Origin of the sequence: Aeromonas sp. QDB63, from assembly GCF_027707425.1 — a bacterium.
Taxonomy (GTDB): Bacteria; Pseudomonadota; Gammaproteobacteria; order Enterobacterales; family Aeromonadaceae; genus Aeromonas; species Aeromonas caviae.
In genome coordinates this window covers 134298-148849 of the sequence record NZ_JAPCIS010000007.1, presented here as the reverse complement: position 1 = coordinate 148849, position 14552 = coordinate 134298, and the positions used below count along the sequence as shown (strand labels likewise).

Genomic DNA, 14552 nt, shown 5'->3' with positions numbered 1-14552 from the left:
ATGGGGGGCCAACAGTAGTGAGTCGGCCCGCCCGGGTCAAGATAGCCGTCCAGATGGATGGGGCTTTTTGCTTCGTGATTCTGACTTGTCTGGTTATTCCGTTATTTATTCTGTTTTTAATGAATTTATCGTTTAAATGTCGGGGTGGTTTGGCGGGCCAGATCGGGCTTTTCAAAGGGGGCGCGGGCTGGTAAAACGGTCTCTTTCCATAATAAAGAGATGAGAGGGTGGAGATGGACAATCCGATCCGTGTGGCCGTGATGGGCTGTAATGGTCGTATGGGCAAGGTGCTGCTGGAGGCTATCGCCAACGCCGAGGGCGTGGTGGTGGGAGCGGCGCTGGAACGACCGGGCTCTGCCGTGATCGGTCTGGATGCGGGTGAACTCAACGGCCTGGGGCGCCTTGGCGTCATCATCAGCGACAGTCTGGAGAAGGTGAAGGACGAGTTCGATCTCATCATCGACTTCACCCGCCCCGAGGTGACCCTGGCGAACCTCGCCTTTGCACTGGCTCATGGCAAGCAGATGGTGATCGGCACCACCGGCTTTGACGAGGCGGGCAAGGCGGCCCTGCACGAGGCCGGCAAGCAGATCGGCATCGTCTTCGCCTCCAACTACTCGGTCGGGGTCAACCTGGTGTTCAAGTTGTTGGAGCAGGCGGCCAGGGTGATGGGGGAGTACACCGACATCGAGATCATCGAGGGGCACCACAGACACAAGGTGGATGCTCCGTCCGGCACCGCGCTCTCCATGGGAGAAGTGGTGGCGAAAACCCTGGGCCGGGATCTCAAAGAGTGCGCCGTCTATGGTCGTGAGGGGATCACCGGTGAGCGGGATCGGAACACCATCGGCTTTGCCACCATCCGCGCCGGCGATCTGGTGGGGGAGCACACCGTCATGTTCGCCGACATCGGCGAGCGGGTCGAGATCAGCCACAAGGCTTCCAGCCGTCTGACCTTCGCCAACGGTGCAGTGCGGGCGGGCAAGTGGCTCGGCCAGCAAGGGGCCGGTCTCTATGACATGCAGGATGTGCTCGGTCTGAAATAAACCGTCTTCAGGGGGAGTGCAGACTCCCGTACTGGTTGCCAAACCCCGGTCCGCCGGGGTTTTTTGTCACTTTTTTGTAGAAATGAGCCTTAATCATCACTTTTTGAGTGAACCTCGCTAAATCCTGCCATTCTTACAAGCCTGCCACCCTCTTGCGACAAAAATGTCATCAAGGGGTAACGGGTTTGGGTCTCAATATTCCCCTGCGGGGGGCATTTCGCCTTGATGTGAAATAGACTAAAAATGCAATCCAAGAAAAACGTTTTCTATTCTTGGCGTTCACTTTTCTGGCTTCAAATGGTATTTTTGCTGTTGTGTTGTTTATTTTTTAATTTTCTATCTTGCTGTTTATTAAGTGGTAAATTTGGTTTTTTGTACGTTGCATGGCATCGGGAGCCGCTTTGTTGTCTGTGTTTGGCTTTTCTTTTTGAAGAGGGGGTTGCAAAGCGAGTGAGTGCATAGATAATGGGTAATGTTGCTTTTTTATTGAATTTAGATGCATTTCAAACGAGAAAAGACGTTGAAATGAGATCGTTTTTAAGTAGAATGCGCCCAATTTGCCAGAAATCTGCCGGGTTCGAGTCCTGTCAAAGACCGGAACCGAGCCCGCAACACCCAGGTAAATTGCTGAATTTAAAGCTAAATAACTGGAGGTTGTCTTGAATCACACTGCATTGCTAGTGCTGGAAGATGGAACTGTGTTCAAAGGCGTGTCGATAGGCGCCGAGGGATGTTCCGTTGGTGAAGTGGTTTTCAACACGTCGATGACGGGTTATCAGGAAATCCTCACAGATCCCTCCTATTCCCGTCAGATCGTTACCCTCACTTACCCCCATATAGGCAACACCGGCACCAACAGCGAAGATGAAGAGTCCAGTCAGGTCCATGCTCAGGGCCTCATCATCCGGGACCTTCCGATACTGGCCTCCAACTTCCGCAATCAGCAATCCCTCTCCGATTACCTCAAGTCCCACAACATCGTTGGCATCGCCGACATCGACACCCGCAAGCTGACCCGCATCCTGCGTGAAAAAGGCGCCCAGGCTGGTTGCATCCTGGCCGGCAAGCAGCTCGATGAAGCCCATGCCCTCGAACAGGCCCGCGCCTTCCCCGGTTTGAAGGGGATGGACCTGGCCAAGGAAGTGACCGTGAGCGAATCCTACAGCTGGACTGAAGGCAGCTGGCAGCTCGGCAAGGGTCACGTCATCCCGGCGGCCGATGAGCTGAAATACCACGTGGTGGCCTACGACTTCGGCGTGAAGCGCAACATCCTGCGCATGCTGGTGGACCGTGGCTGCCGCCTGACCGTGGTGCCGGCCAAGACCCCGGCCGCCGAGGTACTGGCGATGAACCCGGATGGCATCTTCCTCTCCAACGGCCCCGGCGACCCCGAGCCGTGCGACTACGCCATCGAAGCTATCAAGGCTTTCCTTGATACCAGCACCCCGGTGTTCGGTATCTGCCTGGGCCACCAGTTGCTGGGCCTGGCCTCCGGCGCCAAGACCATCAAGATGAAGTTCGGCCACCACGGTGCCAACCACCCGGTGAAGAGTCTGGACGACAACACCGTGATGATCACCGCCCAGAACCACGGCTTTGCGGTGGACGAGCAGACCCTGCCCGAGTGCCTGCGTGCCACCCACGTCTCCCTGTTCGATGGGTCGCTCCAGGGCATCCATCGCACCGACCGTCCGGCCTTCAGCTTCCAGGGTCACCCCGAAGCGAGCCCGGGCCCGCACGATTGTGCCGGTCTGTTCGACCACTTTATTGAATTGATCAAGCAGTATCGCGCCTAAGAGGATAAAGAGAGCCATGCCAAAACGTAACGACCTACAGAGCATCCTGATCCTCGGCGCCGGCCCCATCGTCATCGGTCAGGCCTGCGAATTCGACTACTCCGGCGCCCAGGCGTGCAAGGCCCTGAAAGAAGAGGGCTACCGCGTCATCCTGGTGAACTCCAACCCGGCCACCATCATGACCGACCCGGAGATGGCCGACGCCACCTACATCGAGCCCATCACCTGGGAAGTGGTGCGCGAGATCATCAAGAAAGAGCGCCCGGACGCCATCCTGCCCACCATGGGTGGTCAGACTGCGCTGAACTGCGCCCTAGCGCTGGAGCAGCATGGCGTGCTCAAGGAGTTCGGTGTCGAGATGATCGGCGCCACCGCCGACGCCATCGACAAGGCCGAGGATCGCTCCCGCTTTGACAAGGCCATGCGCAGCATCGGTCTCGAGTGCCCCCGTGCCGGCATCGCCCACAACATGGAAGAGGCCTGGGGCGTGCAGCAGATGGTAGGCTTCCCCTGCATCATCCGTCCTTCCTTTACCATGGGTGGCTCGGGCGGCGGCATCGCCTACAACACCGAAGAGTTCGTGGAGATCTGCGAACGCGGTCTGGATCTCTCCCCGACCAAGGAGCTGCTCATCGACGAGTCGCTCATCGGCTGGAAAGAGTACGAGATGGAAGTGGTGCGGGATCGCAACGACAACTGCATCATCGTCTGCGCCATCGAAAACTTCGACCCCATGGGCATCCACACCGGTGACTCCATCACGGTCGCGCCAGCCCAGACGCTGACCGACAAGGAGTACCAGATCATGCGCAACGCCTCCATGGCGGTGCTGCGCGAGATCGGTGTCGAGACCGGCGGCTCCAACGTCCAGTTCGGCATCAACCCCAAAGACGGCCGCATGGTCATCATCGAGATGAACCCGCGGGTGTCGCGCTCCTCTGCGCTGGCCTCCAAGGCGACCGGCTTCCCCATCGCCAAGATCGCCGCCAAGCTCGCCATCGGTTACACCCTGGACGAGCTGATGAACGACATCACCGGCGGTCGCACCCCGGCCTCCTTCGAGCCGGCCATCGACTACGTGGTGACCAAGGTGCCGCGCTTCAACTTCGAGAAGTTCGCCGGCGCCAACGACCGTCTGACCACTCAGATGAAGTCCGTGGGTGAAGTGATGGCCATCGGCCGCAACTTCCAGGAGTCCCTGCACAAGGCCCTGCGTGGTCTCGAGACCGGCAAGACCGGCTTCGACCCCATGGTTGACCTGAACGCCCCCGACTCCCTGACCCGCATCCGTCACGAGCTGCAGGATGCCGGTGCCGAGCGCATCTTCTACATCGCCGACGCCTTCCGCGCCGGCCTCTCCATGGATGGCGTGTTCAAGCTGACCAAGATTGACCCCTGGTTCCTGGTGCAGATTGAAGAGCTGGTGAAACTGGAAGAGCAGGTGAAAGAGCGCGGCATGGCCGGTCTTGACGCCGACTTCCTGCGCGCCCTCAAGCGCAAAGGCTTTGCCGACGCCCGTCTGGCCAAGATCCTAGGCGTGGCCGAAGGTGAAGTGCGTAAATTGCGTGCCCGCCACAACATCTTCCCGGTCTACAAGCGGGTCGATACCTGCGCGGCCGAGTTCGCCACCAACACCGCCTACATGTACTCCAGCTACGACGAAGAGTGCGAGGCCAACCCCACCAACCGCGACAAGATCATGGTCATCGGTGGCGGCCCGAACCGTATCGGTCAGGGCATCGAGTTCGACTATTGCTGCGTACACGCGGCCCTGGCCCTGCGCGAAGACGGTTACGAGACCATCATGGTCAACTGCAACCCGGAAACCGTCTCCACCGACTACGACACTTCCGACCGTCTCTACTTCGAGCCGGTGACCCTGGAAGACGTGCTGGAAATCGTGCGGGTCGAGCAGCCCAAGGGCGTCATCGTCCAGTACGGCGGCCAGACTCCGCTGAAACTGGCGCGGGCATTGGAAGCGAACGGCGTGCCGGTCATCGGGACCAGCCCGGATGCCATCGACCGCGCGGAAGACCGCGAGCGCTTCCAGTCCGCCGTCGAGCGCCTGGGGCTCAAGCAGCCGGAAAACGGCACCGTCACCGCCCTGGAGCAGGCCGTGCAACTGGCCACGCGCATCACCTACCCGCTGGTGGTTCGCCCCTCCTACGTGCTGGGTGGCCGCGCCATGGAAATCGTCTATGACGAGCAGGACCTGCGCCGCTACTTCGCCGAGGCAGTGAGCGTCTCCAACGAGTCGCCTGTGCTGCTGGACCGCTTCCTGGACGACGCCACCGAGGTGGACGTGGACGCCATCTGCGACGGCGTTGACGTGGTTATCGGCGGCATCATGGAGCACATCGAACAGGCCGGTATCCACTCCGGTGACTCCGCCTGCTCCCTGCCGCCCTACACCCTGTCCAAGTCCATCCAGGACGAGATGCGCGAGCAGGTACGCAAGCTGGCGCTGGAACTCGGCGTGGTCGGTCTGATGAACGTGCAGTTCGCGGTGAAAGACAACGAGATCTACCTCATCGAGGTGAACCCCCGTGCCGCCCGTACCGTGCCGTTTGTCTCCAAGGCCACCGGTGCCCCGCTGGCCAAGATTGCCGCCCGCGTCATGGCCGGTCAGAGCCTGAAAGAACAGGGCTTTACCACCGAGATCATCCCGCCCTACTACTCGGTGAAGGAAGTGGTACTGCCGTTCGCCAAGTTCCCGGGTGTGGACCCGCTGCTGGGGCCGGAAATGCGCTCCACCGGTGAAGTCATGGGAGTGGGCAGCAGCTTCGCCGAGGCCTATGCCAAGGCGCAGCTGGGTGCCGGTCACCAGGTACCGAGCGAAGGTCGCGCCCTCTTGTCCGTTCGCCACGGCGACAAGGAACGGGTGGTCAACCTGGCCGCCAAGCTGCTGGAGCTGGGTTATGACCTCGACGCCACCCACGGCACCGCCGTGACCTTGGGCGAGGCGAGCATCAACCCGCGTCTGGTCAACAAGGTGCACGAGGGTCGCCCGCACATTCTGGATCGCATCAAGAATGGCGAGTACACCTATATCGTCAACACCGCCGAGGGTCGTCAGGCCATCGAGGACTCCAAGCAGCTGCGCCGTGGCGCCCTGCAGCACAAGGTGGCCTACACCACCACGCTGCACGCGGCCTTCGCCACCTGCATGGCCATCAGCGTGGATGCCACCGCCAATGTGAACTCAGTGCAGGAGCTGCATGAGAAGGTGAACAACCGCTAAGAGCTCCGGCAGCACGCTGCCCGCTCGATGCACGCAAACCCCGCCAGCGATGGCGGGGTTTTTTATTGCCTGCGCCCTGCCACTTCCGGGGAAACGCCTTCAAGGAAGATGGGTGAAATGGCGAATAAATCATCATGGGTGGTGATACTCACCCCATGAATGGACTTTCACTGCATCAATATTGCTGAATTGGCATGATGGGGTGCAATCTTCGCAATCTCTCGCCCCCACGACCTCCCTATACTGGGTGCTCATACAAACAAGGTCGTCTGCGCCGACACACCGAAAGGTGGCGTGCGAGAGATCAGCGCCCGCAGCCCGATCCGGCTGCCGTGGCCGGCCCCGGTGACCGACGGGGGCCGCAGGAAAACCGGTCGCGGGGTTACCGCCGCGCGACTCGTCAGGGACGGTGTTACCGCACCAACCCGCTTCCTCTCCTTGCCCCACCCGCCTGTCGGCCCGGTCGTCCGGTGCCTCGCCCATCCGTCAAGGGAATCTGAATATGAGCTTCGATCATCGCAAATACCGCCGTGCCCCCGTGATCAACCTGGCGGATCGCCAGTGGCCCAACCGGGTACTGGAGCGGGCACCGCTCTGGTGCGCCGTGGACCTGCGCGATGGCAACCAGGCGCTGGTCGAGCCCATGACGGTGGCCCAGAAGCTGCAAATGTGGGCGCTGATGACCCACATCGGCTTCAAGCACATCGAGGTGGGTTTCCCGGCGGCCTCCCAGCCCGACTTCGATTTTGTGCGCGAACTCATCGAGCGCAACCTCATCCCCGATGACGTCACCATCCAGGTGCTGGTGCAGGCCCGGGAAGATCTCATTGCCCGCACCTTCGAGGCCCTCAAGGGGGCGAAGCGGGCCATCGTTCACGTCTACAACTCGGTCAACCCGACCCAGCGCAACTATGTGTTCAACTCAGGCAAGGACGGGGTCAAGGCCATCGCCGTGCAGGGGGCGCGCTGGGTGCGGGAGTATGCGGCCCGCAATCCGGGCACCGAGTGGAGTTTCCAGTATTCCCCGGAGAGTTTCAGCAGCACCGAGGTGGAGTTCGCCGTCGAGGTGTGTGACGCCGTCATCGACGAGTGGCGCGCCGCTGCCCGCCCGATGATCCTGAACCTCCCCGCCACGGTGGAGGTGAGCACCCCCAATGTGTTTGCGGATCAGGTGGAGTGGTTCTGCCGACACCTCAAGGCGCGACCCGAGGTGAGCATCTCCATCCACACCCACAACGACAGAGGCTGCGGGGTGGCCGCCGCCGAGCTGGCAGTGCTGGCGGGGGCGGATCGCATCGAGGGCACCCTGCTCGGCAACGGGGAGCGCACCGGCAACATGGACATCGTCACCATGGCCATGAACCTCTACAGCCAGGGGATTGACCCCGAGCTGGACCTGTCCGACATGGATGCCATCGTCGCCACCGTGGGGGCCTGCACCCAGATTGCCCTGCACCCTCGCCACCCCTATGCCGGCGAGCTGGTCTACACGGCGTTTTCCGGCAGCCACCAGGACGCCATCCGCAAGTCTCTCGCGGCAGAAAAACCGGATCACTACTGGGATGTGGCTTACCTGCCCATCGATCCTGCCGATCTCGGTCGCAGCTACGAGGCGGTGATCCGCATCAACAGCCAGTCCGGCAAGGGAGGGGTGACCTATCTGCTGGAGCGTGACCTCGGTCTGCAACTGCCGCGCTGGCTGCAAATCGACTTCAGCCGCCGGGTGCAGGCCGAGGCTGAGGCGAGCAGCAGCGAAATCAGCCCGGAGCAGATCCGCACCCTGTTCGAGCAGCACTATCTCGAGCCTGCCCACGGCTATCACATCGGGCGCTTCCAGCTCGGTCATGACAGTCAGGAGAGCCTGCGCCTGGAGTTGCAGACCCCCCACGGCACCCTGCAACTGTGCGGTGAAGGGGAGGGAGCCATCACAGCCCTGGTCAACGGCTGGCAGCGTCAGACCGGCATGCACATCGATGTGCTGGATTACTCCGAGCATGCGCTCACCGCCGGCACCGAATCCCGCGCCGCCGCCTATGTGCTGCTGAGCGTCGAGGGCACCCGGATGTGTGGCGTCGCCGTCGGTCGCGACGTGGTCAACGCCTCCCTGCAGGCGGTGATCAACGGCGCCGCTCAGCATCAGGCCCTGCGCCAGAGCGCCTGAGGCGGCACTGCCCGCCTGCCGTGAGGGCGAGCAGGGAAGGGCCGCCCACTCCGATGTCACGGCAGATCGCGCCGTCCCTGTTGCAACAATCCCCTGACCCATATGGTGAGGGGATTGTTTTTTATGGAAAAATCGGCCCACAATATCAGTGATTTGCCACCAGGAATGCCGTCGGGGTTCGCTGGCGATGGCAGCCAATGGCTGTCATTCGGGATAGAAGACATGCGCGCTTGGAGCCCAAAACATGATGAAGACTCCCCTCAGGTTATCCGTTCACCCCGCCCGGTTCTTCTCGCTTCCTCCCTGCCGTCGTCTCGCGCTGGTGAGCCTGCCCTGTCTGCTGCTGCTGACGGGGATCCTGGCCGGGGCCAGTTTTGATCCCCTGGCGGAGCACAACCTCTATACCGTCGGGGCTCTGGCCGAAGCGCTCAACGTGTTGACCCTGCTGTTCATGTTCTGGGTGGTGCAGTGTGCCCAGATCACCTTGAAAACCTATCTCTCCCTCACCGGCGGGCTGACCCTCTGGCTCGTCTCCGGCGTCATCGATCTGATGGATGAGGCCTATTTCCAGCCCTGGTGGCTCTCCACGGTGGAAGATAGCCTGCGCACGATCGGCATGCTGGCCTCGGCCTGGGGTGTGCTGCTGATGGTGCAGCAGATGTATGGCACCCAGATACGGCTCTCCTCCCTCGCCATGTCAGACGAGCTGACCGGGCTCTCCAATCGCCGGGCGTTTCGCGCCGTGCTGGAGGCGCACGGAGAGGAGGGGACGCCGCTCCTGCTGCTGGATCTCGATCACTTCAAGCTGATCAACGATCGCTATGGCCACGCCATCGGCGACAATGTACTGCGTGAATTCAGCACCCTGCTGCGCCAGCTCTGCCCATTGGATGGGGTGGTGGCACGCCTTGGGGGAGAGGAGTTTGCCATCTGGCTGCCCGGCATGACGGGCGACAAGGCCCGTGCGCTGGCGGAGCAGATAAGGTGCGCGACCGAAGAGCTGGTCTCAGGTGACGGGGTAAGATTCACCGTGAGCCTTGCCCTGGGTATCAGCCAGAGCGGGGAGGGGGTGGATGCTCTGCTCCAGCGCACCGATCTCGCCCTCTATCAGGCCAAGCACCTGGGACGCAACCGGGTGGAGCTGGCGTGATGACGCCAGGGAATGCCGCAGCCAGCGGGCCAGCAGGTTCATCCGCCTTCATCTTGTCAGACTTGTTCCCTACAATGTCCGCCTCCATGCATTCGAGCCCTCTCATTCGCGATGAGGGGCAGGTCCCGCTCTTCAGGAAGCCTTCATGATCCCCTCTCACTCCTTGTTTGATGCCCATTGGCGCTGGCTGTCACTGCTTTCCCTTGCCCTGCTGTCGGGTTGTGCCAGCGAGCCTCCCGCCCCGACCAGCCCGGCGACGCCGGCGGGGCGCCCCATTCCCAAGGCGATGCAGCCGCAAAAACCGGCCGACATGAAGAGCCGCATCGTGCGCTTCCTGCCGCGCAACGTGGTGGACAAGCCGGGCTGGGCCAATGACGTGGTGACGGCGCTCACCACCCAGGGGCTGACGGTGAGCGATCACAACGTCTGCAGCGTGCTGGCGGTGGCGGAGCAGGAGGCGACCTATCAGGCGGACCCCGTGGTGCCCAACCTCAACAAGATTGCCTGGAAGGAGATCAATGCCCGGGCCGGCAAGCTGCTCATCCCCGAGTTCATGGTGCGCACGGCCCTCTCCATCCAATCCCCCACCGGCAAGAGCTATGCCGAGCGCATCGACAAACTTCGCACCGAGCGGGAGATGAGCGAGATCTTCGAAGACATGATAGGCAGCGTCCCCATGGGCAAGCAGCTCTTTGGCAATCTCAACCCGGTACGCACCGGCGGCCCCATGCAGGTGAGCGTCGCCTTTGCTGAGGCCAACGCCCGTGGGTACCCCTATCCCGTGAAGGAGTCCATTCGCCACGAGGTGTTCACTCGTCGCGGCGGCATCTGGTTTGGCACCAAACACATCTTCGGCTATCCCGCCGACTACCCGGATACCCTCTATCGCTTCGCCGACTTCAATGCGGGCTGGTACGCGAGCCGCAATGCGGCCTTCCAGGCGGCGGTAAGCCGGGTGAGTGGCAAGCCCCTGGCCCTGGACGGGGATCTCATCCGTTACGACTCGGATTTGCCCGGCAAGACCGAGCTCGCAGTGCACAGCATCGCCAGCCGCGTCAACATGAGCAAACAGGCTATTCACCAGAGCCTGAAGCTGGGGGACAGCAGCGACTTTGCCAAAAGCGATCTCTACCACAGGGTCTTCGCCTTGGCCGACAAACAGGCCGGGACACGGCAACCCCGCGCCATCTTGCCCGGTATCCAGCTAAAGAGCCCCAAGATCACCCGCAACCTCACCACAGCCTGGTTTGCCAAGCGGGTGGATGAGCGCGAGCAGCGCTGTGTGCAGAAGATGGCAACGATCCGCTGATTTGCAGAAATAATAAAGGCGGCCAATTGGCCGCCTTTGTTTTATGCCTCCGTCGTTCAGCCTTCCCATCTACTTCATCAGCGCTCTGGTCCCTCTGCATGTGGGGAATTCACGGCATCCCCAGAACGGTTTTCCCTTGTTGTCACCTCGACCGGCAGTGCGCAGCACCATGGGGTTGCCACACCTTGGGCACATGGGGCTCTGGAGGTTCGCCGGATAAATGGCCGTTGGCGGTGCTGGGTGGTGAGCGCTCGGCACGCTGGCTGGCACAGGCTTGGTGGGGGCTTTCCCGTGGCGGGCCTTGAGCTGTGCCACATGCTGTCTGTGAGTCTGCCAGTTGGCGGCAAGTCGCCCTTGTTGAATGGTGTCGACAACGCGAGCGACCTCGTTCTCGGCCAATACCGGCGTGGTTATACCCTTGACGTAGCGAATGAGCCCGCGGTTCATCACGTTGTCCGGCATAGGGGTCTTGAAGGTGCAGTCGCCGATAAAGAAGATGACGGAGTGAAGCTGGTTGTCTGAGAGCCCCAGCAGGGATTTGAGGGTCATCATGTGCAGGTGGTTCTGATGCAGCGGGTTCTGGAAGCTGTGCTTGCGGCGATAGATCTGCTGGGTCCAGCTTTTCTGGGTCGGGTTGCCGAATATCCAACCCTTCATGTTCTTGGTCTCAATCACGAATAGCCCGAAGCGGGAGACGATCACGTGATCGATCTGGGTGCTGCCCTGGGGGGTGGGCAGGGTCACGTCCTTGAGCAGGCGATATTCCCGCTTGTCGAGAAATAGCCGAATACAGAGATTGATAAACCACTCCCCGACCATCCCTTTGAACCAGGCCGTTTTGAGCAGGGTGGCAATCAACAGCAGTGGCAGGAAAAACCAGAGCTGAGTCAGCAGCGGCGCTATGGCAGCAGTGATATCCATGTGATTTAGCCTTCACAGATCCCGGTCAGGGATGGGTCTCGATGGGGATGATGCTGCGACACTTGGGGTATTCGGGGCAGCCCCAGAAGCTGTTGCCCTTGGTATCTCCCCGTTTGCTGGTCCTCAGTACCATGGTTGTGCCGCATTTTGGACAAACCGGTGCTGTACCTGCATGGGCGGCCACGTTGTCCTGCGGGTCACTGTCGCTTGCGACGCGCTCCAACGTGATGCGCACCTCCTCGCTCACCCGAATAATGCGCTGGGCTTCATCGTAGGCATCGCGGTACAGCTCACTGTCATCCGCCCGTCGGATCAACACCCCCATCTCGTTGTTGTTCACCTGGCTGAATTCGTAGAGGTTCAGGCTGGTGACAATGCACATCTCCTCATTGAGGTAGCACTTGGCATGGAGATTTTTGCAAAAGCTGGTGCGGATATAGGTGAGCTCCTTGAGCCAGCTGATCTCTTCCGGTTGGAGTTCGCTCTTGCCATAGACGATCCGCACATCGATCTTGAGCCGGTTCTTGTCGGTCAGCAGCTCCTTGATCCTGTCATTGAGTTTGAGAAAGGGGCTGATCAGGATTAACCGCTCCTTGGCATCTTTTATCAGCTCTTCGAGGAAATAGTTGGTTGCGCTGGTATTCAGAAATTTGGCCATAACAAGCTCCCTGTCCCTGGAAATGTCATGTGTTCTCTGCTCAACAGTAGGCAGTCAGCCTGACCACAATCCCCGGCGTGGTTCTGCTTTACGTCTTCACCCACCGTCCGTATCCCCATGCTAGGAGATACAGGTGGGACCTCATAGCGGCAATGGAGTCAAATGTGCGTTCAGTCAGAGATTTGGTGATGGGGACGGTTCATGTCGCCTTGCTGCGCTAAAAACTCATCGCCAGTCCGATGGAGTAGCCGCTGGTACTGTTGCTGAACATATAGCGGGCCACCAGCCGGGTGCGGGTGATGAAGATGTCGTACTTGCTGCTGTCGAGTTCGAGGCCAAGTCCCAGGGAGTTGAGGCTGTTGAAACCGAGCAGCCCCCGTTGCTGCCCCAGGTATTCGGTTCTGGCCCCTTCCAGCACGTAGCGAAGGGGCCTGTCCAGCAGGGTCCAGTCCCAGAGGGGAGCACGACGGCGCAGGTAAAGCCCGAGGTTTTCCGCATCGGCCTGACCGCTGACGCTCTCGGCGGTGCCGGTGAAGCTTTGCAGATGCTGGTAGGAGTAGCGCAGCTCGGCATCGATGTCCTGGGCGGCGGAGAAGAGCTCATAGTCCAGCATCAATGAGCCGCCGAGGCCATAGACATTGAGGGTGCCGCCGTCGAGGAAGTCCAGACTCTTGCCGCTCCTGTGCTCGAGCAGGGCGGCCCCGATGCGAAGGTCGCTGGCCACCGTGCCCAGGGTGACATTGGCGATGGGCCGCAGCACCAGATTGCCACCAAAGCGATCCCGGTGGACGCCGACATCCCAGCCGATGCCGCCGGTGGCGCTCAGGCTGTTCCATTTGGTGGGAATGGTGCGGGTCTCGTTGCCATCGGTGAACACGAACTGGGGATCGTAGCGGCTGTAGCCCAGGGTGCCCTCCAGATAGAGGGGAACATCCTCGCTCAGGGTAGCGCCACCCCCGAGCTGGGTGATGGTGAGGGCAGAGGTGTCGTTGGTGCCGCTGCCGATATTCAGGTTGCTGGCGGTGATATCCGGCACCACGGCGTAGCTCATGAGGGAGACGACGGCGTTGGCGCGCTGTTGCACCAGGCTCTCGTCGCTGGCACGGGCCTTTGTCACAAGACCGGCAGAGACGCCGGCAATAACCGCCAGCAAGGAAAGTGTGTGAGAAGAGAGCTGTCTTGCCATACCTGGCTCCATGAGTACCCCGTCCATCGGGGCATGTTCACACTGTAACGGGTTTCATCTGGCTTGGCAGCCTGGCAAGGGCTGGCCCGTCCTGTTTTGGGCGTGCGCATTGGGCCGCGAGAAGGGTGAACCGCTGGGCAGAAATCACAGACATTAATTTATTGTTCAGTTCCCCGGGTGTATAAGAGGCCTCCAATACGAACATTGGGGTGGTAGCAGGGATGGATTACCAGACGGGGCCTTCGGGTCATCTTGACGAATGCGCATTACGTTGATGGGAGTCACACCAGATGCAGGACATGCTGCTTGCCATATGGCATCAGGATTTTGATCAGCTTATACAAATGCAGGCAATCGGTCTGCTCGTCACCTGTCTGGTGGTGATCCTCTTCCTTGAATCGAGCTTCGTCTTTCTGCCCCTGCCCGGTGACAGCCTGGTGCTGCTGGCGGGCGGTCTGGTGGGCATGGGGGTGCTGGGGCCCGAGGTGACCTTGCTCTATCTGCCGCTCGCAGCCGGGATAGGGAGCGTGCTCGCCTACTGGCAGGGGCAGGCACTGCATGGCACCCGTTTCATGGGCCATGTGGAGCGAATGATCCCGGAAGGGAGCCTGCCCAGGGCCTCCCGACTGCTGGATCGTTACGGCTTCTGGGCCATGTTCGTCTCCCGTTTCATCCCCTTCGTGAGAGTGTTGACTCCCATGTTGATGGGAGTCTCCCGCCTGCACCTGCTGCGGGTGGCCGTGGCGAGTTTTGCCAGCGCCTTCCTCTGGTCCCTGGTGCTGAGCATGGCCGGCAAGATGGTGATGGCGACCCCGGTCTTTGCCCATCATCAGGAGCTGCTGACCAAGTGCCTGCTTGTCACCTCTTTCGGGCTGTTCGTCATCGCGGTGGCGGCCATCGGCATGCGGCTGCTCAAGCGTCCGAGCAAGCGGGTGCGCTGATCTCACTGCCCGGGCTGCGCCTGCTGCCGCGTCTGGCGGGCGCAGCCCCCGGAAAAATACAGGCCATTTGAGGCGGCATTCCTGTCGCCTATCTGTTACACTTCGCGCCCGCCATTTTCCGGCTCATCTTCTGATCTGATGTC

At 60.9% G+C, this 14552-nt stretch carries 10 protein-coding genes; 7 read left to right on the top strand and 3 right to left on the bottom strand.

The window, feature by feature from the left end; translation table 11 throughout:
- Positions 1–233: 233 nt before the first annotated feature.
- From dapB to PG879_RS07420, 6 genes are all read left to right on the top strand, one after another.
- On the top strand, positions 234–1046 hold the full coding sequence (gene dapB, locus PG879_RS07445) for a 4-hydroxy-tetrahydrodipicolinate reductase (RefSeq protein WP_010675190.1): 813 nt from the start codon (positions 234–236) through the stop codon (positions 1044–1046).
- A 659-nt stretch (positions 1047–1705) separates the two neighbouring features.
- A complete protein-coding gene (carA, locus tag PG879_RS07440; RefSeq protein WP_045524279.1) occupies positions 1706–2842 on the top strand; it encodes a glutamine-hydrolyzing carbamoyl-phosphate synthase small subunit in 1137 nt (378 codons plus the stop codon).
- A gap of 16 nt (positions 2843–2858) precedes the next feature.
- A complete protein-coding gene (carB, locus tag PG879_RS07435; protein ID WP_182936117.1) occupies positions 2859–6083 on the top strand; it encodes a carbamoyl-phosphate synthase large subunit in 3225 nt (1074 codons plus the stop codon).
- A 502-nt stretch (positions 6084–6585) separates the two neighbouring features.
- Positions 6586–8244, top strand: coding sequence for a 2-isopropylmalate synthase (leuA, locus tag PG879_RS07430; protein WP_201890805.1), 1659 nt, complete (start codon positions 6586–6588; stop codon positions 8242–8244).
- A 244-nt stretch (positions 8245–8488) separates the two neighbouring features.
- On the top strand, positions 8489–9394 hold the full coding sequence (locus tag PG879_RS07425; protein WP_270829975.1) for a GGDEF domain-containing protein: 906 nt from the start codon (positions 8489–8491) through the stop codon (positions 9392–9394).
- Positions 9395–9539: 145 nt separating this feature from the next.
- Positions 9540–10703 (top strand): DUF1615 domain-containing protein, encoded by a 1164-nt coding sequence (locus PG879_RS07420; protein WP_164884689.1) that lies wholly within the window; start codon positions 9540–9542, stop codon positions 10701–10703.
- A 69-nt stretch (positions 10704–10772) separates the two neighbouring features.
- Here PG879_RS07420 and PG879_RS07415 read toward each other — a convergent pair whose 3' ends face one another.
- The 3 genes from PG879_RS07415 to PG879_RS07405 form a co-directional block, all read right to left on the bottom strand.
- Positions 10773–11624: a nuclease-related domain-containing protein gene (locus PG879_RS07415; RefSeq protein WP_141116517.1), complete on the bottom strand. Its 852-nt coding sequence runs from the start codon at positions 11622–11624 to the stop codon at positions 10773–10775.
- 25 nt (positions 11625–11649) lie between these two features.
- Positions 11650–12282 carry a topoisomerase DNA-binding C4 zinc finger domain-containing protein gene (locus PG879_RS07410; protein WP_052816477.1) on the bottom strand — a complete coding sequence of 211 codons (633 nt, stop codon included), beginning with the start codon at positions 12280–12282 and terminating at the stop codon, positions 11650–11652.
- Between the two features lie 217 nt (positions 12283–12499).
- Positions 12500–13468, bottom strand: coding sequence for an autotransporter domain-containing protein (locus tag PG879_RS07405; RefSeq protein ID WP_119197580.1), 969 nt, complete (start codon positions 13466–13468; stop codon positions 12500–12502).
- A gap of 290 nt (positions 13469–13758) precedes the next feature.
- Here PG879_RS07405 and PG879_RS07400 point away from each other — a divergent pair, with 290 nt between their 5' ends.
- Positions 13759–14409 (top strand): DedA family protein, encoded by a 651-nt coding sequence (locus PG879_RS07400; RefSeq protein WP_039040377.1) that lies wholly within the window; start codon positions 13759–13761, stop codon positions 14407–14409.
- The last annotated feature ends 143 nt before the right edge of the window (positions 14410–14552 follow it).

Bases quoted from the DNA above. Each gene is read 5' to 3' on its own strand.
- dapB (WP_010675190.1), top strand. From the start codon at position 234: ATGGACAATCCGATCCGTGTGGCCGTGATGGGCTGTAATGGTCGTATG.
- carB (WP_182936117.1), top strand. From the start codon at position 2,859: ATGCCAAAACGTAACGACCTACAGAGCATCCTGATCCTCGGCGCCGGC.
- leuA (WP_201890805.1), top strand. From the start codon at position 6,586: ATGAGCTTCGATCATCGCAAATACCGCCGTGCCCCCGTGATCAACCTG.
- PG879_RS07425 (WP_270829975.1), top strand. From the start codon at position 8,489: ATGATGAAGACTCCCCTCAGGTTATCCGTTCACCCCGCCCGGTTCTTC.
- PG879_RS07420 (WP_164884689.1), top strand. From the start codon at position 9,540: ATGATCCCCTCTCACTCCTTGTTTGATGCCCATTGGCGCTGGCTGTCA.
- PG879_RS07415 (WP_141116517.1), bottom strand. From the start codon at position 11,624: ATGGATATCACTGCTGCCATAGCGCCGCTGCTGACTCAGCTCTGGTTT.
- PG879_RS07410 (WP_052816477.1), bottom strand. From the start codon at position 12,282: ATGGCCAAATTTCTGAATACCAGCGCAACCAACTATTTCCTCGAAGAG.
- PG879_RS07405 (WP_119197580.1), bottom strand. From the start codon at position 13,468: ATGGCAAGACAGCTCTCTTCTCACACACTTTCCTTGCTGGCGGTTATT.
- PG879_RS07400 (WP_039040377.1), top strand. From the start codon at position 13,759: ATGCAGGACATGCTGCTTGCCATATGGCATCAGGATTTTGATCAGCTT.